We start from the raw sequence: 23661 nt of genomic DNA on the forward strand, positions 1-23661 counted from the left end.
CCAGAGGTGTAACGTTTGCATTTGAAAGCGGTCGAGATGGAGAACTTCAAGTCGTTCGGCGGCAAACTGGTGGTGCCGTTGATGGAAGGCTACACAGCTGTCACGGGGCCGAACGGCTCCGGAAAGTCGAACATAACCGATGCGATTCTTTTCGTCCTCGGTCCGAAGAGCTCCAAGGCCGTCCGTGCCGGCAAGCTCACCGACCTGATCTTCGACGGCGGCAAGTCCAAGGGGAAGGCGTCGTTCACGAAGGTCTCTCTGGTCTTCGACAACACGGACCGTCTCATGCCGTGGGACGACGACACCGTCAGGCTCACACGTTACGTCAAACTGTCCGACAACGGCACCGACTACAGCTCGTACTTCTACGTCAACGACCGCAAGTCGACCATGACCGAGTTCGACAGCCTCCTCACCAAGGCGAGGATCAGCGCCGACGGCTACAACCTGGTCCAGCAGGGCGATGTGACCCGCATAGTGCAGATGGGCGCCATCGAGAGGAGGCGCATCATAGACGCCATATCGGGGATAGCGAGCTTCGACGCCGACATCGAGAAGGCCAGGACGGAGAGGCAGGAGGCCGAGACCAACCTGGACAGGATAGGCATCGTCGTGGAGGAGCTCACGCACCAGGTCGACCGTCTGGCTAGGGACCGCGAGGATGCCAGGGCGTACCTGGAGGCGCAGGCGGCCTTGGAGATGGCCAAGGCGCAGTACTCACACAGGAAGCTCCAGATGGAGCAGGCCAAGCAGCAGGGCGTGGCGGACCAGATGTCGAAGCTGGAGTCCCGCATTGACTCCGACAGGGCTGCCAAGGCCGAACTGGAGTCGCAGCGTGCCGACAGGGAGGCGCAGATCTCCGAGAAGGAGGAGGAGATCGCGTCGAAGGTCGGGCCCGAGTACAGGGAGCTGAAGGCCAAGATCGAGCAGGCCAAGATCGACCTCGCCACCAGGAAGGACCGCCGTGAGGCGGCCGAGGCCGACATGGAGGAGCAGAACGGGTTCAAGGCCAGCTTCGAGGAGTCGATCTCGAGGAACAACGCCGAGGTGGTGATGCTGAGGCAGAACCGCGAGGACCTCCTGGTGAAGATGGCTGAGGCCGAGTCCAGGATGGAGGCGGCCAGGAAGGAGGAGGCGGAGGTCTCCGCCGCCATCGCCGACACCGGCGGCGAGCAGAAGGAGCTCCAGAGCGAGCTCGAGAGGGTGGAGGCGGACTTCGATGCATGCTCCGCCGAGCTCAGGTCGTCGCAGGGCAGGCTGGCAAAGGCGGAGGCGGCCTCGGAGGAGGCCCACACCGCGTTCGCGAACCTGGACGAGAGGATACAGAGCATCGATTTCGAGATCAAGGACGCCAAATGGAGCCTGGAGCAGGTGAAGGCCGAGGCCGGTCCGAGCACGGAGGACTTCGGCAACAGGATCCTGGACGCCAAGCGCAGGGAGTCCGAGCTGGAGAAGCAGGAGACCGAACTCGTGTCCGCCTACAGGAGGATTGATGCGGAGTACAACGCCCTCCAGGCGGAGAAGAAGGTTTCCGAGAGGATGAACCGCGGCAGCGCCGCCGTCGAGGCGATCCTGTCGCTGAGGAACCGCGGCGAGATGAGGGGGATACACGGCACCATCCAGGAGCTTGCGACCGTGGACAAGGGCTTCGAGACCGCTCTCTCGGTTGCAGCCGGCGGGAAGATGCAGGCGGTGGTCGTGGACAACGACCAGGTCGCCGCGGACGCCATCGCCTACCTGAAGAAGGAGAAGCTGGGGCGCGTGACGTTCCTCCCGCTGACCAAGATGATGGGCGGCAAGCCCAGGGCGAAGGCGATCATGAGCGTCAAGGACTCCGAGGGATACGCCATAGACCTCATCGACTTCGACCAGAAGTACTACAACGCGTTCTGGTACGTCCTCGGAGACACACTGGTCGTCAGGGACATGGACACCGCCCGCCGCATCATGGGCGGGATCAGGATCGTCACCATGGGCGGGGAGCTCATCGAGGCATCTGGAGCCATGGTCGGAGGAAACCTGAGCCAGCAGAACATGCTGAAGTTCGGCGCAGCCTCCGAGGACAAGCTCGCCGAGGTGGGCGAGAAGCTCAGGAAGGCGGGGGACGCCCTGGAGGACGTCCGTCAGAGGCTCAGGCAGGTGCGCGACGAGATCCGCGGCATAGACGACGAGATGAGGAAGGCGTCCGCGTCGGGCATGGAGCAGAGGGAGCAGATGGCCCAGCTCAAGGGCAGGGTCGCCGAGCTCGAGAAGACACGCTCCTCCGCATCCGCGGAGATGAATGCCGCAAGACAGAGGGTGTCGGATGCAGACGCGGAGCTCGAATCCGCCAGGACGGCGTTCGGGGACGTCTCCGAGAGGCTGTCCGCGCTCACGGACTCGAGGGCGAAGATCAAGTCCCGCATGGCGGAGATCGCCCCTGTGGACCTGCAGAACAGGATCCAGGCCGTGAGGGACAGGATGTACAAGCTCAGGGAGTCCATCTCGGACTATAAGCTCCAGCTCGGCGGCATAGACACGGAGGTCGCGGGATACGGCAAGCAGAACGAGTCCCTCCAGGTGCAGCTGGACTCGGTGAACCGCGCCATAGAGGATGATGCGCGCGTCATCGAGGACAACAAGGCGCTGATGGAGAGGGCCAGGATAGACCTGGACGCGCTCCGCGCCATCGAATCGGAGATGGAGGGCGGCATAGAGGACCTGCGCAACCAGAAGGACGCGCTGGTGGCCGACAAGTACCGTCTCGACTCCGAGATCAGGGAGAGGTCGAAGGACATGGAGAACTCCGCCGCGGCACTCGAATCCTTCAGGGCCCAGGAGATCCAGCTCGCACAGTCGGTCGAGGCACTGAAGGCGGAGGTCGAGGCGATAACGATCGAGGTCGCCACGCCGATACCCTCGGAGGAGGAGATCAGACGCACGATAAGGGCCCAGGAGTCCATCATGGCGAAGCTGGGCAACGTGAACCTCCGCGCCATCCAGGAGTACGACGAGCGCAAGGCCCGTCTCGACGGCCTAAACGCCGAGGTGGAGAGCCTCAACCGCCACATCAGGGAGCTCACCGACCTGATGTCCAACCTGACGTCCAAGAAGAAGGGGCTGTTCATGCAGTCCTACAACGCGGTGAACGAGAACTTCAAATCGATATACGCCCAGCTCTCCGGAGGGGGAGAGGCGTTCATGGGCCTGGAGGACGAGGACGACCCGTTCTCCGGAGGCCTGATGATAAACGCGAAGCCGAGGAACGGCAAGCTGCTGAAGCTGGAGGCGCTCTCCGGTGGGGAGAAGTCCCTCACGGCCCTGTCGTTCATCTTCGCCATCCAGGAGCACCAGCCGTCGCCGTTCTACGTGCTGGACGAGGTGGACATGTTTCTGGACTCCATAAACGCGGAGATGGTGGCCCGCAGGGTCAAGGAGAGCTCCGCGAAGGCACAGTTCATACAGGTGTCCCTGAGGAAGGTCACGCTGGCCCTGGCCGACCACCTCATCGGGGTCACAAGGCCGCCCAGCGGCATAAGCAGGGTCATAATGCAGCCCGACCTGGCAGAGGTCTCCCGTTACGAGGAGGAGGCCCTCAGGAAGCAGAAGGAGGCGCAGTGAGATGGATGGGAATGTTAGTATAGAGGAGCTGGAGCAGCATCTGCTGTTCCACAAGGCGCTCGCGGACGACGAGGAGTCGCTGAGGCGCCTGGGAGGATACATGGACATCCTCTCGCGGGCGGAGTCCGGCGAGAGGCTCCAGGATCCGGTGGACGAGTCCATAAGGGCGGTGTTCAGCCTGGTCCTGGAGAACGGCATGGACCCGTGGGAGATCGACCTGTCGCAGTTCGTCAGGATGTACGAGGCCAAGGTCTCGTCGGACAGCTTCGACATGATCGTCGCGGGGAAGCTCCTGCTGATGGCATGGAGGATCCTCAGGATGCAGTCTGAGTCGACCAGGGAGAGGAGCGAGCCTCCGGCGGAGCCGGTCTTCGAGGAGGTCGACGACAGCTTCTTCTACGACGACGAGCCGATGTACGTGCCCGAGGTGTCCTTCAGGGAGGCCTACCAGAGGGAGCCGGTCAGACCGGTGACCATGTACGAGCTCATCGACGCCTTCGAGGACGCCAGGAAGGAGATCGAGATCCAGAGGGAGAGGGAGCGCGTACGCGCGGAGCTCAAGGCGAAGGAGCCGAAGACCTTCCAGAACAAGGCGCACGAGGAGGACGACGAGCAGGACATCGAGGCCGTGTGGAAGAGGATCGAGAAGCTCGGCACAGGGCAGATCAGCATCCGCGACCTCTACACGGGCAGCCTGGACGAGAACCTGACGGTGTTCGTGTCGGTGCTCCACCTCGTGAGGGACGGACGTCTGGCCGTCTGGCAGGACGACCTCCCGTACGGCGAGATTTACATCGAGATCAAGACCGAGTGGACCTCCGGGACCATCGAGGACTCCCCGGAGGGGAGGATCCCCGAGGCGGTGATCTGAGTTGGACGCCAAGCGCGCGGCAGAGGCCGCGCTGTTCTCCAGTGCGGAGGGTCTGAGGATATCGGAGATCTCGGCGAGGACCGGGATCCCGGAGGAGGACATCCGCACAGCCGTTATGGATCTCCGCAGGGAGTACGACGAGCGCGACTCGGCCATCATGATCTCCAAGGTTGGCAGCGAGTACAGGATGATGCTCCGCACGGAGTACTCCGACTTCACCGGCAGGTTCGCCAAGGCGGAGATGCCGGCGGGCGTGATGAGGACGCTCTCTACCATAGCGTACAACCAGCCCGTGCTGCAGTCCGCGCTGCTGAAGACACGCGGGCCGCGCACCTACGACGACGTCCACAGACTCATCGAGATGGGGTTCGTCTCCGGGAAGAAGTCCGGCCAGACGCTGGAGCTCACGACCACCAACAAGTTCTCCGAGTACTTCGGCATCGGCTCCACCAGGAAGTCCGATATCAGGGCCTGGATAGAGGCCCAGGCGAAGAACTCCCCGCAGGGCCAGGACGAGTGACCCGCAGGTCCCGGCGGACATCCCATCCCCGCCGGCGACCGTTGTGTTTACGTATTGTTGTTTGGTATGCGATTACACGCATATTGTTGAATGACAATCATACATCCGAAATCTGATCCTGCACATTTGTCGGTTCCAGAAACCCATGTCCGGACGTAGAGGCATCCCGTTTCCGACGGGAGACGGAGGTCTGCGGAGCCTTCCCTGGTGTTTATATAAGCCGTTTTTCCGCGATGTATGTGTCCATGGATGTTCGTGTATTATCATTACGGGTATGTTCGGATACCAAATCTATATAACAAAAGAACTGGCTCCGATGAACGATAGATATGGTTATGCCAGTAGCCCTGCTCGAGAACTCTCTGGACAAGCGCATATCCCTCCTGCTGAAAGACGGGAGGTCCCTCGAGGGGAGGCTCGTCGGGTTCGACGAGTACATGAACATGGTTCTCGAGGACACCATGGAGTCAGGGGCCGAGGGTTCGGACGGTAGGCGTCTCGGAAAGGTCGTCCTGCGTGGAAGCAACGTCGTAAGCATAGCGATTCTCTGATGGCGGTGCTCCCTTGTCTCTTCTGAACAGGATCGACGAGCTTTCCGGAAGTTCAAAAGTCCGCAGGGCATGGTTCGCGTTCGCATGCGCCGTGTTCGTGGTCGTCATAGCGATACCGTCCATATTCGTCGTCACCCACATGTTCACGGACTGGGGTCTCGTGGACCAGGTCCTGAATGACGAGGGCATTAGGAACACGGTCATCAGTGCTGTCGCCAACTCGTTCAGCATAGCGCTTATCGTCACCGTCATAGACATCCTCGTCGGACTGCCGATGGCCTGGATCATGGTCCGCAAGGACTTCAAGGGCAAGAAGTGGCTGGACACGTTGCTGGACATGCCTCTGGCGTTCCCTACCGCCGTCATCGGGATATCCGTCGTCATGTTCTGGATATCCCCTGAGGGCATCAACATCCCCGGCCTGGGTCTCAGCCTGTCCCCGTACATGCTGGTGATCCTCCTGCACATCATCTTCACATACCCGTACATGGTGCGCTCGCTTTCCGCCATACTCGAGCAGATCGAGCCCAACTACGAGACCGCCGCGATGACTCTCGGAGCGTCCAGGTGGACCGCCGTCCGCACGATAACCATCCCCCTGTTCAGGGCAGGACTGGCCACGGGATTCATCCTCTGTTTCGCAAGGTCCCTCTCGGAGACAGGCGGAACATACATCGCGCTCACGATGATGGGCGTCCAGACATCGTTCTTCACAGGTCCGTCCTTCATCAGTTTCCTGAAGAGTGACGAGAGCTGGTACACGGATGACCAGATGATGGGCGCGCAGATCCTCATCAGTGTGATAATGATCGTGCTGGCGCTCATACTGCTGGTGGTCGTCAGGAAGCTCATCGCCAAGTTCCGCTTCCCGATGAACAAGGTCTGGCCCGACCTGGGGAGGAAGGTCAGCAGGGGGGCGCTCCCCAAGGCCAAGGATTTCCTGACCATCGCGTTCCTCATCGTGGTCGTCCTTCTCCCGACGTTCTACATATTCCTGTATCTGACGCAGCCGATCCCTACGATAGACTACGGACAGCTGTTCGGATCGATAGGGACGTCGTTCCTGGTGGCCGGCATAGCCGTGGCCATCGACATAGTGATAGGCGTCCCGATGGCCATGTACATCGCCAGGCACAGGGAGGGCAAGCTCGGGCAGCTGTTGGACGGCCTGGTGAACGTGCCGCTGATCATCCCGACAACCGCCCTGGGATTCTCGCTGTTCCTGTTCTGGGGCAGTCTCGGTCTGGACAGCTCATTCGACCTCGTCCTGGTTATCCTCGGACACATCTCGTTCACGTACCCGCTGGTGGTCAGGAACCTGATAGGTTCGATCGAGGAGGTGGATCCGGCCTACGAGGAGGTGTCGATGACCCTCGGCGCGAAGCCGTTCCAGGCGTTCAGGAAGGTCCTGTTCCCGATAATCAAGTCGGCGGTCATCGCCGGAGGCATCCTGGCGTTCACCAGGAGTCTGGGCGAGACAGGTGCGACCACATCCATCAGCGACACTGTCAACACCGTCCCCATCTACATCACGCATCTGGTCGAGGACGGCCTCTACACGGAGGCGGCCATGTGCTCCATAGTCCTCATCCTGATATGCTTCATCATAATGTTCGGCCTCAGGGCGATAACCGGAAGGAGGTCGAGACGCGATGCCTGAGATCGTCCTGGACAACCTGTGCAAGAGCTTCGACGGTGTGGTCGCGGCCAACGGTCTCTCGCTGACGATAGCCGACGGGGAGTACGTCTGCATCCTGGGCCCCACGGGGGCCGGGAAGACCACCTGCATGAGGATGGTCTGCGGCCTCACCCATCCGGACTCCGGGAAGGTGTTCCTCGACGGCAGGGACGTCACAGAGGACTCCGTGGACTCGCGCAACGCCACGATGCTTTCCCAGACCTATGCGCTGTTCCCCCATCTGAACGTGTACGACAACGTCATGTTCGCACCGCGGATCAAGGGGTGGCCGGAGGACAGCTCCAAGCAGATCGTGAGGAGCATGCTGCACATGGTCCACCTGGAGCAGAAGGCGGACTGGAGGCCCGACGAACTCTCAGGAGGACAGCAGCAGCGCATAGCGCTGGCGAGGGCGCTCGCGTCAGGTTCGAAGATACTCCTGCTGGACGAGCCCCTGAGGGCTCTTGACGCGCGCCTCAGGATCAACCTCCGCAAGGAGCTCAGGTCCCTCGCCAAGGAGATGAAGCTCACATGCATACACGTCACCCACGACCAGGACGAGGCCCTGGAGATGGCCGACAAGATCGCGGTTATACGCAAGGGCCGCATCATACAGTTCGGAACCCCCAGGGATGTGTTCGAGAACCCGGCCACGCCCTTCGTGGCGAACTTCGTCGGCCGCTCCAACACGCTCGTTGGGAGGGTCGTCTCGTCCGGCGTACAGACCGTCGTGGAGGTCGCTCCCGGAGTCAGGGTGCTCGCACGCGGTTCGGACCTCCGGGAGGGGTCGGAGGCCGTGGTATCGGTGAAGACCGGTTTCACCAGGCTGTCCAAAACATCCGAGGATCCGGAGGTGTCAGGATACATGGTCGGCGTCGTCGAGCGTGTCCTCTACGAGGGCGTGACGATCACGGTCGAGATCGGTGTCGACGGTATCGGGCTGATCTCCGCCAGCCTGCCCAACAGGAAGTACGACGACTACTCCGTCGGGGACCGTGTGGGGATCTCATGGGCTCCTCAGAAGGCCTCCGTGTTCCCCATGCCCCCGGAGGGGCTCGAGGAGGAGATGAGGTTGGATTGACATGGCAAGGATAAAGCTCGAACATGTATCGATGAGGTTCGGCGACTTCTACGCCGTGAGGGACATCAACCTCGACATAAACAACGGTGAGTACGTGACGATCCTAGGCCCCTCGGGATGCGGCAAGACCACCCTGATCAAGGTCATATCCGGAATCTGGACTCCGACGGAGGGCAAGGTCTTCGTCGACGGCATGGACGTCACGAACGTCCCGCTGGAGGACAGGGATGTGGGATACGTGTTCCAGAACATCGCCCTGTTCCCGCACATGACCCTCAAGGAGAACGTGGCGTACAGCCCCAGGGTCAAGGACCAGGGGGAGGAGGCGATGGAGTCCCTCTCCACCGAGTACCTCGGTCTCGTCAACATGCTTTCGCGTGCCGGCATGCTCCCCAAGGAGATCTCCGGAGGGGAGCAGCAGAAAGTCGCCATAGCAAGGGCCCTGGCCTCCGGCTCGAAGATGCTCATGCTGGACGAACCTCTGTCCGCTCTGGATGCGCGTGTCCGTGTGGAGCTCAGGTACGAGCTGCGCAGACTGGTCAAGAAGCTCGGCATCACGGTCCTGCATATCACCCACGACCAGGAGGAGGCTATGTCGGTGTCGGACCGCATCGTGCTGATGCGTTACGGCTCTGTGGCGGAGGTGGGGACCCCCCTGGAACTCTACAGGCACCCCAAATCTGTATTCGCGGCCAACTTCGTTGGCGAGACGAACCTGCTCGAATGCACGGTGTCGGAGAAGGGCAAGAACGGGAAGACCCGTGTGAAGCTCAGGGGCGGGCAGGAGGTCAGAACCTCCAAGACAGATTTCAACGTGGGCGACCCGGTAGTGATATCGGTCCGTCCGGAGCACGTTTACACAGCGAACGACGGTCTCAGGGCAGAGGTCAGGTCCGTGGTCTTCATGGGCACCTACTGGAGGGTCCGCACCATGGCGGAGAGCCGTGATTTCGTCGATTTCAATGTATCCGCAGACGAGGACGTCCCGGAGGAGGGCGATGTCGTCTATCTTGTTTTCAATAAGAAGGCCGTCGTAGTATTCGAGAGGCCGAGCGGCGGAATAGAGGAGGAGATTAAACTTGAGTGAGGATGCGAAGGGACTTCTGGGATGGTTCGGCAAGAGGAAGGAGGATGTGATCCAGAACGGGATGCGCGCGCACGCGCTGTCGGTTCTGGACTGCGTCACGGAACTGGGGGCCGCCATGCGCTGCATGGAGAACGGGGATGGCCAGGCCGCCCTGAAGGCGATCGAGAGGCTGTACGCCTCGGAGCACGAGGCGGACGCCCTGGAGGACAGCCTGTGCAATCAGATGAGCATAGGGGAGCTCGGCCCTCAGGAGAGGGAGGACTTCATGCACTTCGTCAAGAAGACGGACAGCATAGCCAACTGGTGCAAGGAGGCCGCCATCCACCTGCAGCTGGTCCTGGACACAGGGGCTGCGATACCGATCAACGTATGGGGCATGTTCTCGTCCACGGTGTCGGACCTGGAGTCAGAGGTCAACGGCCTGATGAACGCCATCAAGGTCCTGGGGACCGACGGGGTGGGTATCGACGAGTGCATCCAGGGGGTCAAGGACCAGGAGCGCAGGATCGATGCGGCATACATGTCCGTGATGAAGGAGATCCTGACAGCCGACATGGACCACAAGGCGGTCATACTCTCACTGAGGATGCTGGATTCGCTCGAGGAGGCAGCCGACACCTGCAAGGGCTGCGCCGACACGATAAACATCCTTTTTTACGCGAAGAGGGTTTGACCGTCCGATGACACTCTTCGGGATCAACGGCGTGAGAGGCACTGCCAACAGGGACCTCAGTCCCGAGAAGGCCCTCCAGATCGGCAAGGCCATCGGGAGGACGTACGGCAGGAGGATAGCCCTGGCCACGGACGCCCGCGATTCCGCGGACATGCTGAAGAGTGCGGTGTCGGCAGGCATAATGTCGGTCGGATGCGACATCGTCGACCTGGGCATTCTCCCGACGCCGACTCTCCAGTACTACGTCAAGACACACGACGACATCACGGGGGGCGTCGTCATCACGGCGTCCCACAATCCCCCGGACTACAACGGTTTCAAGTTCATCCGCGAGGACGGGATCGAGGCGACGCGTGCGGAGGAGCAGACGATCGAGAGTTTCTGTTCCACCGACATCGCCCCTGCGGAGTGGTCGGAGATCGGGGAGATGACCAAGGGCACTGGAGCCATCATCGAACACGTGGATGCCGTCGTCTCCCATGTGGATGCCGATGCGATCCGTGCCGCGAAGCTGACGGTCTGTATCGACTGCGCGAACGGTGCCACATGCATCGCGACCCCACTGCTTCTGAAGAAGCTCAATGTCAAGGCCTTCACCATCAATGCCGACCCCCAGAGCGAGAGTCCCGGTCGCAGCAGCGAGCCGACGGAGGAGAACATCGCTCCGCTGATGGCTCTGACCGCACAGGTCGGGGCGGATCTGGGTGCCGCCCATGATGGGGACGGGGACCGCACGATCTTCGTCACCGAGAAGGGGGACTACGTCATAGGCGATGTGAGTCTGGCACTGATTGCCAAGGCCATGCTCCAGGAGCACAAGGGCAAGGTCATCACGCCCGTCAGCTCCTCGGCCATAGTCGAGGATGTGGTGGAGGGCAACGGCGGTCTTCTGAAGTACACCGCTGTCGGTTCTCATGTGGTCGTCAAGAAGATGGAGGAGAACATGGCCGTCTTCGGAGGGGAGGAGAACGGGAGCATGGTCTTCCCGGAGATCCAGCTCTGCAGAGACGGTCTCATGACCCTCGCCAAGATGCTGGAATGCGTCGCCAAGAACGGCCCTCTCTCGGAGCAGATGTCCGCCTTCGAGAGGTACCATAACGTAAAGCGCAACGTCCCGTGTCCAGACGCCATGAAGTCCAAGCTTCTGGACCACTTCTCCGATGGGGTCGCGGGTAACCGTGTCGAGACCGTGGACGGTCTGAAGATCTACTTCGACGACGGATGGATCCTTCTCAGGCCCTCGACGACGGAGGAGCTCTTCAGGATATATTCGGAGTCCAAGGACGAGGCGATAGCCCAGAGCAGGGCCGAAGAGTACGAGTCCGAGGCTCTGTCATTCCTCGGTTCCTCGTGACGGTCCGTCTCAGTTCCTGAGGTTCTTGGCGTGGACCGCCATGACCTCGTTGATGTACCTCGCGGCGAGAATGGATGTGATCCCTGCGGGGTCGGCGGGGGGACACACCTCGACGACGTCGAACCCGGCGAGTCTGTCACCGATGGCGTTGATGACCTTCTTCACATCCATGGGCATGAGCCCGAACGGTTCCGGTGTGCCGGTGCCCGGCGCATAGGCGGGATCGATTCCATCGATGTCCAGAGTCAGGTAGATGCGCTCGTTCTTGATGCTTTCGAGGGCCTTGCCGATGGCCCACTCGATGCCTCTGTCCATGATGTCGTAGGAGCTTATGAACGGAACCACATCGTCCCTGTCCAGTTCCTCCTCCCCTATCGCCCTGGCGCCCAGGACGAAGACGTTCTCCAGCCCGAGGTGCTCGGCAGCCCTGCGGGTTATGCAGGCGTGGCTGTTGGGTGTCCCGAGGTACTCGTCTCTGGAGTCGAGATGGGCGTCTATCGAGATGAGCGCGATGTCGTCCTTCTCGAAGTTCCTGATGATGGGGATGTTGACGGAGTGCTCTCCTCCGATGGCAATCGTGAACTTGCCGTCCCTTATCGCTGGACCCACGGCGAAGTCGACCTCCGCGAACATGTCCTCGGGGAGGACGAAGTCATCGCAGTTGCCGTAGTCGCAGACCTCGAGATGGGGCTGGTGGATCCCATGCTCGAAATGGATCTCCTCAAAATTGTAGGAGGCCCGCCTAATGGCGGTCGGGGCCTCCCTGGCGCCTGCCTTGAAGCAGGCGGTGTGGTCGTACGGGATGCCGAAGATGACGACATCCGCGTCGTTGTAGTCAGCTTCGGCACCGGCGTAGCCTATCCCGTACGACATTGGTTTCAGACCTCACATGATCTTGTATCTGCCCATCGCGACGATGTACAGGAGCTCGGCTCCCTCCTCGACGGGCTGCTCGTGGTCGGGGTTGATCTCGATGGGGATCTGCTCGAAGGTCTCGAGGTCCATGATGAGGGCCTCGTTGCCCGTGATGGAAAGGACCTGACCCTTCCTCTTGTCGATCATGGGGACCTGCACCTTGGTGCTCACGGGTCCCACGATGGACTTCTTGGCTCCGGTGAAGATGCTGACGGCGTCGATGTTCGCCTTGGCGGATCCATGCTTTCCGGGCTTGGAAGTCGTGATCTTGATGATTTTGCAGGGTTCGTCGTCGACGTTGACGTACCTTCCCTCTTTCAGCTCTCTGATCTCTTTCATCTCCCACATAGGCACTACCTTCTTTATTGGATGTATTCCCGACACTCACGGCCGGAAGTTCACTCCCCCGAGGGAAGTGTTGATGCGCAGGTCGAACTCAGTTGCAGACCTCATGCTATCTGGCAACCCCATCGGCCCCTTAATTATATTAATTTAATCGAAGAAGCCCGTCGCAGGACTGTGCCAGCATCAGTGCTGGCGGCCTCTGCCGCCCTTGCCTCTGCGGGCCTTCTTGGACTTCTGGGGCTTCTTAGGGGGGTCCGGGTAGCGCCTCTTGATGTCCTCCACGCGTCTCATGAACTCGTCGTTGAGTCTGTCGCCGGCGAAATCTCCGTGGTACTGGTCGATCTTCGCGGCTATCAGGACCTTGCCGGCGAGGGCGCGCGCGATCTTGCCGCGCTGCCAGTACGGCGACCTGTGGACCTCGGGATGCTGGTATATCACACCGTGCTTGGGCCCCTTCTTCCCGGACTTGAGGTGCCTGAACATGGCTTTCTCCGCGCCCAGCAGCTGGACGGTGGACGACGGCAGCGATGCCAGCCTCTCCAGACCTCCTGCGAGGGACACTATCCTGGCCGCCAGCGGGGCCCCGAGAACGGCGCACATGTTGGGGCAGGTCTCCTCGACGATGCCCTGGATGTACTCCTCTGTCCTCTCCTTGTCGTCATACAGGCGGCTGAGCGTGTCGGCCAGGTCCCTGATTGCTCCGATGTCCGCCGGGTCCATGTCGGCCCCTATCGATTCGATCTCTATCCCCAGTTCCTCGATGACGCCCTCCCTCTCGCCGTTCATTGCGATGAGCTGGGCGTATCTGGCGTCGCGAGCGTAGTCGGCGAGCTCCGGGAAGTGCATGCCGTACCACTCGTGGAGCCTCTCGTTGTAGAGGTTGATGGTCGCTATCTGGTCGTCCAGGCTCCTGATGGCCTGGACGAGGCTTCTGTCGCGTGGGATGGGCTCGGACGTCCTCAGCTTCCCCAGGCCGATCATGACCTCGTGCATGAACTCCCCGTCGTAGCCGAACCTCTCCGGCGTGATGGACGAGGAATCGAACATCTCGGGCTTGCCGAGCTCCGACTGTCTGCGGTCGGCGACGGCCAGTTTGCCGTCGACGGTGGCGGCCAGCTCGCGCTCCTCGTCGAGGAGGGATCCCCTCTGGACCGAAGCAAGCTTCTCGGCCACCGCATGCGGGTCCTTCGGCATCAGGCGCTTGTCCAGGATCTTCCCGGACTTCTCGTCGCAGAGGAACACCCCGAACCATTTGGTCACGAGTATCGTCACGGGATCACATCCTGGACAGCTTCTCGACCTCGTCCGCAGGGAGGTCCTGTGCGTCTCCGACCATGAGCTGGAGCCTCGCCTGGAACTCGAGTTCCTCCATCCTATTGTACGCCTCCTCGAGCGTTCTGCCCTGGGTGAGTGCGCCGTGCCTCTCCATGAGCATCGCCTTCGCGTGCCCTTCTGCGGCCACCGCGTCTACCAGCTCCTGCGAGCCGGGTGTGTAGTAGGCGATCATGGGGACGTGTCCCAGCAGCATCGCGCCCTCGGGCGTGAGGTTGCATCTGATCGGTTCGTTCCTGACGGCCAACGCGACGCAGTTGAGCGGATGGCAGTGGACGACGGCCCCGGTTTCCGGGTTCATCCTGTACAGAGCCAGATGGAACCTGTGCTCGATGGACGGCTTCCCCTCCGAGAGTACTTCCCCGTCGATGGACACCTTCACCATGTCCTCGGGCTCCAGGAGACCCTTGTTCCTGCCGGACGGGGTTATTATGACCTCCCTCTCGTTGATGCGCACGCTCATGTTGCCTCCCGCGGATACGGTCAGGCTCCTGTCGTAGAGCATCCTGCAGAAGTCCGCCAGCTGCTCCCTGGCGTATCTCTCGTTCATCTCAGTCCCTCATCAGGTGTATCTCGTCGGGTCTGAGTATCCCCTTCTCGGTGATGAAGCCGGTGACGAGCTCCGCGGGGGTGACGTCGAACGCGGGGTTGAGAGCCTGCGACTTCTCCGGAGCGATCCTGACGCCGTTCATCATCGTGACCTCCTCCTGGGATCTCTGCTCGATGACTATCTCGTCACCGCTCTTCATCGAGAGGTCGAATGTGGAGATCGGTGCTGCGACGAAGAACGGGATGCCGAAGTGCTTGGCCACGATGGCCTTGTCGAAGGTGCCGATCTTGTTGGCGAAGTCGCCGTTCGAGGCAATCCTGTCGGCACCGGTGATGATCATGTCCACTCCCTGGCTCATGTAATATGCCGAGGCGCCGTCGGGGATGATCCTGTGATCTATGCCCTCCTGCGCCAGCTCCCATGCGGTCAGCTGCATGCCCTGGAGGCGGGGACGGGTCTCGGACACGTACACGAAGAAGTCCACACCGCGGGAGTGCGCGTCCCTCATGGGCGCCAGGGCCGTGCCGACGTCGACCGTCGCCAGGGCGCCCGCGTTGCAGTGGGTCATGAGCTTCATGCCGTCCTTCACCAGCTGCCCCCCGTACTTCCCGATGGCAGTGCACTTGTCGACCATCATCTGGGCGTAACCGTCGGCCGTCTCCACGGGGTCGGCGCCATCCTTCAGCCTGGCGTACATGTAGTCGACGGCGTAGAAGAGGTCGAATGCCGTGGGTCTGGCCGCCTTGATGTCCTTCGCGGCCTTGTCGAGGTCGCAGCCCTTCAGAGCGGCGATGCACATGCCGTATGCCGCGGTGGCACCTATGGACGGCGCTCCGCGCGTCGTCATGTTCCTGATGGCCTCTGCCACGTCGAGGTAATCGTCGAAACCGACGATGACGATCCCTCCGGGGAGCTTCCTCTGGTCGATCATCATCACCCTACCGTCCTCGAACCACACGGCACGGATGTCCTTCTGCACACCATTGATCGTGGCTTTCATAATGTCACCTTGTCACGGCCATGCAGTCCATAGCTTTAAAACAGCGACGTCACCGGGACGTTTGTCCCGGATGCGGTCTGGCTTCGGGACGCTCTAAGCTTCTTCGCGGAACCCTTTATTATCTGAATAGGATATCCCTCCGATTGAATTGACCGACGGCCCGCTAACCGATTTCGAACTGTACTATACGAAAAACGGACTCGTTCAGGTGTCCAACGACGTAAGGCGCAGGATACTTCACGAGCTGACGGACAAGAATCTTTCTCTGACCGACCTGTCCAAGATCACGGGTAAGGCGCAGTCAACGTTGTCGGTTCATCTGGACAAGATGGTTTCGGAGGGTCTCATCGCCGCACGCGACGATCCGGACGACAGCCGCAGGAAGATCAATTCGCTCGTGTCGGTCATGCTGGCGTATTCAAAGCCTCCTTCAGACGAGGCGATGACGATGGCGCTCAACTCCCTGACGGACGTCGCGGACGATCCCGTTAAGACGCGCGACACTCTCGCCAGGTTCATGTTCCTCGGATTCGACGCCATGGGCCTCTCGGTCGGTCCAATGGCATCGATGCTCGGATCCATCCACGCCATGGCGCTCGGTGGGCTGCTGTCCGGCGATACGATCGAGGACACGGTCGCCAACGCTCGCGACTACTACAAGAAGATGGGGTTCGGGGATGCCAGCGTGTTCTCGCTGAAGCCGTTGACCATCATCATAAAAGACGACGTGCCGTTCACAGAGGATTCTGCCAAGTCGCTCGGCTACTACGCGTCCGGGTTCTTCAGCAAGGTTCTGGAGGATGCCACGGGCAGGACCTACGATATGGTGTCCAACGAGGTCTTTGGCTCCGACTACAACTATTTCCGCTTCGTCCTGGAGCCCGTCGCCAAGAGCACGATCGTCTGATCTTTCAGCGTCTGGGCTCGAAAGTCAGCAGCGCCCCGTTGCCGAGGGTCTCGACGTTGCGGAGCTCCAGCCTGACGCCACCGGGGATGACCCATCCGTCGCCGTCGCAAGGGGTGGGAGCCTCGGAGCCGCCAATGATCAGCCCGCCCACGAAAACCGTGTAGCGGTCCACGAGCCCAGCTCTGAAGAACGTAGCTATGGTGCGGCCCCCTCCCTCCACCAGGATGTTCTCGATGCCCATCTCCTCTGCAAGCTCCTCCAGGACGGCCTCCAGGTCGATGGTGTCCTTCCCCTTCCTGATGATCTCCTCGCAGTCCCACTCGCGGTCGCAGTCCTCGAGGGTGACCATTATGGTCGGCGCTCTCTCGTCCAGGATCTGCGCCTCGTCGGGAGTCCTGCCGTGTGGGTCCAGAACGATGCGTATGGGGTTGGTGTCGTAGTCAAGGTCCTTGAGGGTCAGGTGCGGGTCATCCGAGACGACCGTTCCCACGCCCACGAGTATGGCGTCGTACTTCCTGCGCAGGTTCTTCGCACGGGATTTGTCCTCGTCGGACGATATGGCCACCTGGGTGCGGTCGCATCCGGCGATCTTCCCGTCCGCGGACATGGCGCAGTTGACATGCACGAACGGTCTCATTCCCTCGCCCCCGGTGTGACGCTGAACCTGTAGACGTTGTCCTTCCTCTCGACGCCGAACTTGACGTCCAGGAACGATTCCAGGGTGTCCATCTGGCTGAGGAGGTGCTTGCTGATCCTGGACACGGAGAAGCTGCTGCAGTCGTCCGCCATCGCCATGTATGGCAGGAGCTGGTCGGCGGTGTGGACGTCCATCGTGGATCCGCTCTCCATCTCCCTTATCAGGTCGACGGCAGCGTCCTTCCCGCACTTGTCCGGGGGATGGCCCCTGGACGACAGGGCGTTGCTCCCCAGCATGCCGTTCTCGTACTCCGCGACGAGAACCAGTCCGGCGCCCTGGGAGCCGCCGTCCGTCCTCTGGAGCTCGATCTCCACGTCAGCATAGGGCATGAGGGCCTCCTTGCAGCTCTTTATCATCTCCTGCGGGACCCAGTCGGACAGGCGTTGGCAGAAGCACACGCCTCTCACGGCAACGAGGTCCCCGAGGGCCTCCTGGTTCAGAGGCTTTATCGTGCCGATGGGGTCGAGTGTTGCGATGACGCGTCCGCCCCCCTGGGGATAGAACCCCCTGTCGATGATCTTGGCGTCCGCGACGATGTTCATGCGGCTCATCATCGGGAAAAGCAGGGTCTGATAGTAATCGATGGGCGGGGCCCACATTACGTTCGTGCCCCCGCATATGTCGACGGTCAGCCTCTGGGTGTGGTTGCGTGCCGCGAGCAGCATCGCCTGCAGGACGAGACTGATGCTTCCGGCGGAGCTGATGTTGACATCGATGTTGTAGATCTGCTCGTCACCCGGGACGAAGAAGAGGTCGCCGGATCCGATCTTGCAGCCCTCGACCTCGGACCCCGTCATGCGGGCCACCGCGTTGACCGCGGCAACATGCTGTCTCGACAGTCCGTTCGTGGGCCTGTTCTCCCTGATGCGGGTGAGGTGGACCGGGATGCCTGTGACGGTGGACATCGCCACCGTGGTGCGGACCATCTGGCCGCCTCCCTCTCCGCGGGATCCGTCGATTTCGAGCATGTCCATGGTCGGTACATGGGCGACGTGATTAAAAACAATGCCATGAGGATGATGAAAAAGATGGTAGCGAGGGGTCGATTTGAACGACCGGTCTCCGGGTTATGAGCCCGACGGGATATCCTGGCTACCCCACCTCGCTGTAATCGACTCTAAACAAGGGGTAGTATAAATAACTATGTGGGATGCAGGCTCTGCCAGGCATCCCGTTTAGTATCAGAAGAGCTTCTTCAGGAACATCAGATCGTCGATCTTGCCCTTCACGGCGATCTTCTTGAGGACGTAGGCGCGCATGGGCCTGAGCGTCCCGTCGATGAGTCCCTGCAGGTTCTCGGGGGTGGTGGTGACGGTCACGTCCGCGTCCTCGAGGAGTCCGGGCTCGAAGTAGTAGATCTTGGCGTCCTTGAGTTTCAGGCTGTAGGACTCGGTTCCGAGGTCGAGGTTGAAGCTTTTGGTCAGGGGCTCTATCTCCTTCCTGATGTTCTCGTCCTTCTCCATCTTCCTGTGGAACCTGTCGATGACTTCCTGGATCTCCTGCTGCATGCTCATGTCTTTCACCAGTCGCTGATCTTCGTGTTAGCTCTTGCGGACAGCATCTGTCTGACGGGCTCCCAGGAGCACCTCACATGCGGGGGCGCCCTTCCGTTGTCCCTGATCCATGCCGCGATGAAGTCCATCGTGTAATGGTCGCTGGGGTATCCGCTTCCGATGTTCGTGCCGAATTCAGCGCGGATGTCGTCCATCATCCTGTCCCTCGTGACCTTGGCCACGATCGAAGCAGCTGATACTACAGGGTAGGTGTCATCCGCTTTATGCTTTGCTATAATTTCCACATCGGGCACTAAAGCACCCAGCCTCCTCGAGAAGGAAGCCTCGTTCACGTCGGGGCAGTCGGCGTACACCGTGGCCCCCATGCCCTTCACGGCCTCCGCGAACATGTTCAGCTCGACATCGTTGAGGGACATCTCCTTGCGGCGGGCGTCCACGTCCGCGGCGGTGGCGATCACGGTTCTCCAATCCGCCACCGATGTGATCTCGTCGTACATCCTCTCGCGGGTCCTCGGGGTCAGCTTCTTGGAGTCCTTGACCCCGATGGCAGTAAGCGGCTCGTCTGTCTCGATGAAGACCGCGCCGACGACCAGGGGCCCCATGACCGATCCCCTGCCAGCCTCATCCACTCCGCAGTGCATGTCCCATCAACCGAATCAGTTGTAGATATAGCTTATTTAAGTCGATGTCGTATTTGGACGAACCATGGCTTTGAAATGCGACTTGCAATACGGCAGAGGCGATGCCGGATACAAGCTCACACGTGTAGGCGTCAAAGGCGTCCGCAAACCCGTGCTCGTCCACAGGGAGGGCAGGGACGGGACCCTCAACAACGCCCTGAACTGCTCCATCGACATCTTCGTGGACCTCCCCGCGGACCAGAAGGGGTCCCACATGTCCAGGAACGTGGAGGTCCTCAACGAGGTCGTCGAGGAGAGCCTCAGGAACCCGATCACCGCCATCGAGGACATGGCCGCGGACATATGCAGGAAGCTCCTCGTCCACCACGAGTACGCCATGACGGCGGACGTCAGCATCTCTTCGGAGTATTTCCGCAGCTGCAAGACGCCCCTCGGAAAGGACACTTTCGAGATGTTCACGCTTCTCGCCGGAGGCCACATAGTCCGCGACGGTCCGCTCACCAAGACCGTCGGGGTCAAGGTCACAGGTATGACGGCGTGCCCCTGCGCACAGCAGACCGTCACCGAGATGCTGGAGTACAGCGGCGACATGCCCGTCATGTCCCACAACCAGAGGAACGTCTGCACGATCCTGATGACCATGCCCGAGGATGTGACCATCGAGGCCGACGAGCTCATCGACATCGCCCAGGACTCTTTCTCGTCCCCCACGTTCGAGCTTCTCAAGAGGCCCGACGAGGGACAGGTGGTCATCAACGCCCACAGGAACACCAAGTTCGTCGAGGATGTCGTCAGGGGCGTCCTCGAAAGAATCGTCAAGAGGTTCACCGAGCTTCCGGACGAGGTGTTCATCGACGTCATCAGCGACTCCGAGGAGTCCATCCACAAGCACGACGCCTTCGCGGAGAGGGTGGCGACGCTCGGGGAGCTCCGTCAGGAGAACCTGTGAGGCCACGTCTAGAATAAACTCATCGGGATCCCGGGGCGTGACGACACGCCCCGGCCCCCATTCATTTTTTGAAAAGGGTCATCTGGCCGCGGGAGGAAGCTCTGAAAGCTCCTCCGGGCTGTACTTTCTCAGGTTCTTCTGCATCACGGAGATGTCGCAGACGTACACGTCCTCGGGGCACTCCAGGTCGTCCAGGCATCCGACCCAGTAGACGACGAGTCCGGGGCCGAACAGCTTGGTGTAGGGGACGAGCTGCTTCCTGGAGTTGAACCTGAACTCGGTGTTGTCTCCGAAGGACGCCTTGCTCTCGACCCAGTAGATGGTCTTCCCCTCGTACTCCACGGGCTGGTCGAGGAGGCAGTCGGGGGTCTTGGTGAACTCGGTGTCCCTGAGGTCGTTCTCGGTCCTGTAGGTCACGCCCTGGCCGTCGAGCCATTCATGGAGCAGTCCCTCACCCCACAGTCCGCGCTCCCTCTGGCGGTCGTTCGCCGCCGGGGAGTAGACGATGTCCTGTTCCACAGCCTCCCTGACCTCGTCGGCGGTCTCCTCGGACTCGAGCAGGTCGGGGTCGCGGATGTAGCTCCAGAACTCCTTCTTGGTAGCTCCGTCCTCGAGGAAAATGAACATCGCGGTCAGGATCGGGGGGAACTTGTACTTCTTCGAAAGGCCCATGATGGACGTGCCCTTGCGCCACTCCTTCAGCATCTTCGCGGAGTTCTGCTTCACGACGTAGAAGCGCTTCTTGACCTCCCTGGTGGTCTTCTGGGTGAACAGACTATCCAGCATGCGCATGTCGTACTCCGACGAAAGCCTCCTGACGTCATCTGCGGTGCGGAGGCTGTTGTAGAGCTCCTTGTACTCCTCGTACTTCACGGTATCACATGTGCCTGCAAAGGTCCTCCACCGCCGATATGACGACGTCCTTGACCATGGACGTCGGCGGGCAGTAGGCGTTCTCGGAGCGCATCAGGAAGTCCTCGGCGGTCATCCCGTTGACGATGGCGGATGTGAGCCAGTCTATGCGGCCGGTCGCCTCCTCTCCGGCGATGATCTGCGCCCCGACGATCCTGTGGGTTGTCCTGTCGGCGATGACCTTGACCCTCAGCTCCTTCCCTCCGGGGTAGTATCTGGCGCGGGTGAGGCCGCATGCGCTCCCGGTGACGGTGTCGATGCCGTACCACGAGGCCAGTCCGAGGGACAGCCCTGTTCCGGCGATCTGCTTGTCGCCGATGACGCTGACCCACGGGCTCGCGACGGGACCGAAGAGCATCTTGTCCCCTCCCGCGGCGTTGTTTCCAGCCACACGGCCCTGCCTGACCGCTGTGGAGCCGAGCTGGCTCATGGTGGCGCCTGGCATGACGGCGGACTGGCACTGGACGAGGTCCCCGGCGACGTATACGTCCGGCACGAGCCTGCCCCTCCTGTACGCGTTGAGGGTGGGCGCTGCGACTAGCGCGTTGAGCTGGCCAACGTCCAGTCCGAGGGCCTTGGGGATGTCGAGGTTGGCACGGACCCCCGTGGCGAATATCATGAGGCCGCAGGGGTACTCCTGTCCGGCAGCAGTCACGCTGCTGACCCTTCCCTCTCCGTTCACAGCCTGGATCGGGGCCTTCATTACGAACCTGATGCCCTTGGACTCGAGGTGCTCCTGGATCTCGTCGGCCATGTCCTTGTCGGCGATGCGGGGGATGACCTGGTCCATCATCTCTATGACCGTGACGTCCTTGCCCATCTCCCTCAGGGCGACCGCGAGCTCGAGGCCTATGACGCCGGCACCGCCGATCACGACGCTGTCGACGTCCTTCAACGCGGACTGGATGTTCTTTCCGTCCCTCACGGTCCTGATGACGAAGACGTTGTCCAGGTCGGTGCCGGGTATGGGCGGGACGAACACCCTGCCTCCCGTGGCGATCACCAGGGAGTCGTAGGGATACGTCTGTCCTCCTGCGGTGACAGTCTTGCCGTCCCCGTCGACGGAATCGACCCTCGTTCCCGTGAGCACCTTTATCCCGCGCTCCTTCTCGTAGAACTCGGGGGTGTGCATGACGATCTCGTCCCATCCGCTCCTGCCCTCTATCCCCCAGGGGATGGCGCAGGGCGAATAGGCGATGTCCTCGTCCTCTGTGAAAACAGTGATCTGCGCGTCAGAGGATGCCTCTCTGGCTGCCGAGGCGGCGGACATTCCGGCCGCACCCGAACCTATGACGATAATTCTCCTTGCCATGTGGCTTACCTGCATTCCCGTATGTCGTCTTTCTAAAAACACTTGCGACGATTGGACGCGCGCGCACGTGAGCGGGCGGACGTCGCGAATCCCGGCATCTGGCACATTTGTTGCCATGACCGAGGGCCCTGTGTGGCGGGTGGAAGGATTAAATCCCTGTCCAGGATAATGGATGCATGATGAAGGAGAAGAGGTCGCCTTCCCAGCTGGAGGCACTTTGGAAGGAGAGCGACATGTCGAACGGTCGCAAGGTCGACGCCATGGTCGTGATCCTGCGCACAAACGGATGCTGCTGGGTCAGGCACGGAGGTTGCACGATGTGCGGCTACCGCGAGGCATCGCTGACCGACGTGACCGAGGACGACCTTCTGAAGCAGCTCGAACAGGCGCTGTCCAAGTACAAGGGCGAGCCGTTCGTCAAGATATACACATCGGGCAGCTTCCTGGACGACAACGAGGTGCCGCCGGAGATCAGGAGACGCTTCTTCGAGGCGTTCTCGGACTGCGAGCGCATCCTGTTCGAGAGCCGTCCCGAGTTCATAACGCCGGAGTCCCTGGCGGACGTCCCGAAGACGGTCACCATAGCCCTGGGTCTGGAGAGCTCAGACCCAGATGTGCTGGAGCGCTCGGTCCACAAGGGGTTCACCCCTGAGGACATACGCAGGGCCGGGACCCTGATCAAGGAGAACGGGCTCATGGTGAGGACGTATCTGCTGCTCAAGCCCCCCTTCATGACCGAGGACATGGCGATAGAGGACGCAGTGAGGTCCGCGAGGTTCGCCGACGAGTTCTCGGACGAGATCTCCGTCAATCCCCTGAACGTGCAGAGGGGGACGTACGTGGAGCGGCTGTGGAAGAGGGGCGAGTTCAGGTCGCCCTGGATATGGTCGCTTATGGAGGTGTTCAGACAGCTGTCTGGCACTGTGCATTCGAGGCTCATGTCGTCGCCCTCGGGAGGAGGTGCGGCGAGGGGCGTTCACAACTGCGGCGAGTGCGACCGCAGGGCCCTCGACGCGGTCGAGAGGTTCAGCTACACGCAGGACCTCGGGGACCTGGACGTCGAGTGCGGCTGCAGGGAGAAGTGGCTGGCGTACAGGGAGTCGGAGGGGATCCTGGGGTCCCCAGCGGACCTGGACCGCGACTTCGAAAACGATTTGATTCTAAGGATGTGA

The 23661-nt window shown here is 61.2% G+C and carries 22 protein-coding genes, 1 tRNA gene and 1 pseudogene; 12 read left to right on the forward strand and 12 right to left on the reverse strand.

What is annotated here, in order from left to right; all coding sequences use genetic code 11:
* Window positions 1-15 precede the first annotated feature (15 nt).
* The 9 genes and pseudogenes from smc (at window position 16) to glmM (ending at window position 11415) form a co-directional block, all read left to right on the forward strand.
* Window positions 16-3600, forward strand: coding sequence for a chromosome segregation protein SMC (gene smc / locus JS82_01210; protein QHK16826.1), 3585 nt, complete (start codon window positions 16-18; stop codon window positions 3598-3600).
* Between the two features lies 1 nt (window position 3601).
* Window positions 3602-4405, forward strand: a pseudogene (locus JS82_01215) (chromosome segregation protein ScpA).
* Between the two features lie 67 nt (window positions 4406-4472).
* Window positions 4473-4991 (forward strand): SMC-Scp complex subunit ScpB, encoded by a 519-nt coding sequence (gene scpB / locus JS82_01220; protein ID QHK16827.1) that lies wholly within the window; start codon window positions 4473-4475, stop codon window positions 4989-4991.
* 329 nt (window positions 4992-5320) lie between these two features.
* Entirely contained in the window at window positions 5321-5542 is a 222-nt protein-coding gene (locus JS82_01225) for an RNA-binding protein (protein ID QHK16828.1), read from the forward strand.
* A 13-nt stretch (window positions 5543-5555) separates the two neighbouring features.
* Entirely contained in the window at window positions 5556-7202 is a 1647-nt protein-coding gene (locus tag JS82_01230; GenBank protein ID QHK16829.1) for an ABC transporter permease subunit, read from the forward strand.
* A complete protein-coding gene (locus tag JS82_01235; protein ID QHK16830.1) occupies window positions 7195-8301 on the forward strand; it encodes an ATP-binding cassette domain-containing protein in 1107 nt (368 codons plus the stop codon). The genes JS82_01230 and JS82_01235 overlap by 8 nt, the downstream gene beginning before the upstream one ends.
* Before the next feature lies 1 nt (window position 8302).
* Window positions 8303-9388 carry an ATP-binding cassette domain-containing protein gene (locus JS82_01240; protein QHK16831.1) on the forward strand — a complete coding sequence of 362 codons (1086 nt, stop codon included), beginning with the start codon at window positions 8303-8305 and terminating at the stop codon, window positions 9386-9388.
* Window positions 9381-10061 (forward strand): DUF47 family protein, encoded by a 681-nt coding sequence (locus tag JS82_01245; GenBank protein QHK16832.1) that lies wholly within the window; start codon window positions 9381-9383, stop codon window positions 10059-10061. The genes JS82_01240 and JS82_01245 overlap by 8 nt, the downstream gene beginning before the upstream one ends.
* A 7-nt stretch (window positions 10062-10068) precedes the next feature.
* Window positions 10069-11415 (forward strand): phosphoglucosamine mutase, encoded by a 1347-nt coding sequence (gene glmM, locus JS82_01250; protein QHK16833.1) that lies wholly within the window; start codon window positions 10069-10071, stop codon window positions 11413-11415.
* Between the two features lie 9 nt (window positions 11416-11424).
* Here the strand turns inward: glmM and speB are convergent, their stop codons facing one another.
* The 5 genes from speB to mtnA all read right to left on the reverse strand — a co-directional run bounded on the left by speB (window position 11425) and on the right by mtnA (window position 15557).
* Window positions 11425-12288: an agmatinase gene (gene speB / locus JS82_01255; protein ID QHK16834.1), complete on the reverse strand. Its 864-nt coding sequence runs from the start codon at window positions 12286-12288 to the stop codon at window positions 11425-11427.
* 12 nt (window positions 12289-12300) lie between these two features.
* A complete protein-coding gene (locus JS82_01260; GenBank protein ID QHK16835.1) occupies window positions 12301-12684 on the reverse strand; it encodes a translation initiation factor IF-5A in 384 nt (127 codons plus the stop codon).
* A gap of 174 nt (window positions 12685-12858) precedes the next feature.
* Window positions 12859-13947 carry a ribosomal biogenesis protein gene (locus JS82_01265; GenBank protein QHK16836.1) on the reverse strand — a complete coding sequence of 363 codons (1089 nt, stop codon included), beginning with the start codon at window positions 13945-13947 and terminating at the stop codon, window positions 12859-12861.
* A gap of 4 nt (window positions 13948-13951) precedes the next feature.
* Window positions 13952-14557, reverse strand: coding sequence for a class II aldolase/adducin family protein (locus tag JS82_01270; GenBank protein QHK16837.1), 606 nt, complete (start codon window positions 14555-14557; stop codon window positions 13952-13954).
* 1 nt (window position 14558) lies between these two features.
* Window positions 14559-15557, reverse strand: a complete 999-nt coding sequence (mtnA, locus tag JS82_01275) for an S-methyl-5-thioribose-1-phosphate isomerase (protein ID QHK16838.1) — start codon at window positions 15555-15557, stop codon at window positions 14559-14561.
* 208 nt (window positions 15558-15765) lie between these two features.
* Between mtnA and JS82_01280 the strand changes: the two genes are divergently transcribed.
* The gene (locus JS82_01280; GenBank protein QHK16839.1) at window positions 15766-16464 is read left to right on the forward strand and encodes an ArsR family transcriptional regulator; all 699 of its coding nucleotides are present in this window, start codon (window positions 15766-15768) and stop codon (window positions 16462-16464) included.
* A gap of 4 nt (window positions 16465-16468) precedes the next feature.
* On the opposite strand, the gene JS82_01285 is transcribed toward JS82_01280, so the two are convergent.
* The 5 genes from JS82_01285 to JS82_01305 form a co-directional block, all read right to left on the reverse strand.
* Window positions 16469-17101: a diaminohydroxyphosphoribosylaminopyrimidine reductase gene (locus tag JS82_01285; protein QHK16840.1), complete on the reverse strand. Its 633-nt coding sequence runs from the start codon at window positions 17099-17101 to the stop codon at window positions 16469-16471.
* On the reverse strand, window positions 17098-18129 hold the full coding sequence (locus tag JS82_01290; protein QHK18354.1) for an RNA 3'-terminal phosphate cyclase: 1032 nt from the start codon (window positions 18127-18129) through the stop codon (window positions 17098-17100). The genes JS82_01285 and JS82_01290 overlap by 4 nt, the downstream gene beginning before the upstream one ends.
* Window positions 18130-18190: 61 nt before the next feature.
* Window positions 18191-18268: transfer RNA gene (locus tag JS82_01295), tRNA-Met, on the reverse strand.
* Between the two features lie 74 nt (window positions 18269-18342).
* Window positions 18343-18675 (reverse strand): SCP-2 sterol transfer family protein, encoded by a 333-nt coding sequence (locus JS82_01300; GenBank protein QHK16841.1) that lies wholly within the window; start codon window positions 18673-18675, stop codon window positions 18343-18345.
* Between the two features lie 5 nt (window positions 18676-18680).
* Complete coding sequence (locus tag JS82_01305) at window positions 18681-19316, reverse strand: ribonuclease HII (GenBank protein QHK16842.1); 636 nt, start codon at window positions 19314-19316, stop codon at window positions 18681-18683.
* A gap of 70 nt (window positions 19317-19386) precedes the next feature.
* Between JS82_01305 and JS82_01310 the strand changes: the two genes are divergently transcribed.
* Complete coding sequence (locus JS82_01310; GenBank protein ID QHK18355.1) at window positions 19387-20265, forward strand: GTP cyclohydrolase I FolE2; 879 nt, start codon at window positions 19387-19389, stop codon at window positions 20263-20265.
* Between the two features lie 78 nt (window positions 20266-20343).
* On the opposite strand, the gene JS82_01315 is transcribed toward JS82_01310, so the two are convergent.
* Together JS82_01315 and JS82_01320 are read right to left on the reverse strand one after the other, a co-directional pair.
* The gene (locus JS82_01315; GenBank protein ID QHK16843.1) at window positions 20344-21138 is read right to left on the reverse strand and encodes a hypothetical protein; all 795 of its coding nucleotides are present in this window, start codon (window positions 21136-21138) and stop codon (window positions 20344-20346) included.
* Window positions 21139-21142: 4 nt separating this feature from the next.
* Window positions 21143-22489 carry an FAD-dependent oxidoreductase gene (locus JS82_01320; protein QHK16844.1) on the reverse strand — a complete coding sequence of 449 codons (1347 nt, stop codon included), beginning with the start codon at window positions 22487-22489 and terminating at the stop codon, window positions 21143-21145.
* A gap of 179 nt (window positions 22490-22668) precedes the next feature.
* Between JS82_01320 and JS82_01325 the strand changes: the two genes are divergently transcribed.
* A complete protein-coding gene (locus JS82_01325; protein QHK18356.1) occupies window positions 22669-23661 on the forward strand; it encodes a TIGR01210 family radical SAM protein in 993 nt (330 codons plus the stop codon).

The organism is Methanomassiliicoccaceae archaeon DOK, from assembly GCA_009911715.1.
GTDB lineage: Archaea > Thermoplasmatota > Thermoplasmata > Methanomassiliicoccales > Methanomethylophilaceae > Methanoprimaticola.

Excerpts from the sequence above, each read along its gene's own strand:
- JS82_01300 (QHK16841.1), bottom strand. The coding sequence starts at position 18,675 with ATGAGCATGCAGCAGGAGATCCAGGAAGTCATCGACAGGTTCCACAGG.
- JS82_01320 (QHK16844.1), bottom strand. The coding sequence starts at position 22,489 with ATGGCAAGGAGAATTATCGTCATAGGTTCGGGTGCGGCCGGAATGTCC.
- speB (QHK16834.1), bottom strand. The coding sequence starts at position 12,288 with ATGTCGTACGGGATAGGCTACGCCGGTGCCGAAGCTGACTACAACGAC.
- JS82_01235 (QHK16830.1), top strand. The coding sequence starts at position 7,195 with ATGCCTGAGATCGTCCTGGACAACCTGTGCAAGAGCTTCGACGGTGTG.
- glmM (QHK16833.1), top strand. The coding sequence starts at position 10,069 with ATGACACTCTTCGGGATCAACGGCGTGAGAGGCACTGCCAACAGGGAC.
- JS82_01225 (QHK16828.1), top strand. The coding sequence starts at position 5,321 with ATGGTTATGCCAGTAGCCCTGCTCGAGAACTCTCTGGACAAGCGCATA.
- JS82_01325 (QHK18356.1), top strand. The coding sequence starts at position 22,669 with ATGAAGGAGAAGAGGTCGCCTTCCCAGCTGGAGGCACTTTGGAAGGAG.
- JS82_01305 (QHK16842.1), bottom strand. The coding sequence starts at position 19,316 with ATGCACTGCGGAGTGGATGAGGCTGGCAGGGGATCGGTCATGGGGCCC.
- JS82_01290 (QHK18354.1), bottom strand. The coding sequence starts at position 18,129 with ATGCTCGAAATCGACGGATCCCGCGGAGAGGGAGGCGGCCAGATGGTC.
- JS82_01240 (QHK16831.1), top strand. The coding sequence starts at position 8,303 with ATGGCAAGGATAAAGCTCGAACATGTATCGATGAGGTTCGGCGACTTC.
- JS82_01285 (QHK16840.1), bottom strand. The coding sequence starts at position 17,101 with ATGAGACCGTTCGTGCATGTCAACTGCGCCATGTCCGCGGACGGGAAG.
- JS82_01270 (QHK16837.1), bottom strand. The coding sequence starts at position 14,557 with ATGAACGAGAGATACGCCAGGGAGCAGCTGGCGGACTTCTGCAGGATG.
- mtnA (QHK16838.1), bottom strand. The coding sequence starts at position 15,557 with ATGAAAGCCACGATCAATGGTGTGCAGAAGGACATCCGTGCCGTGTGG.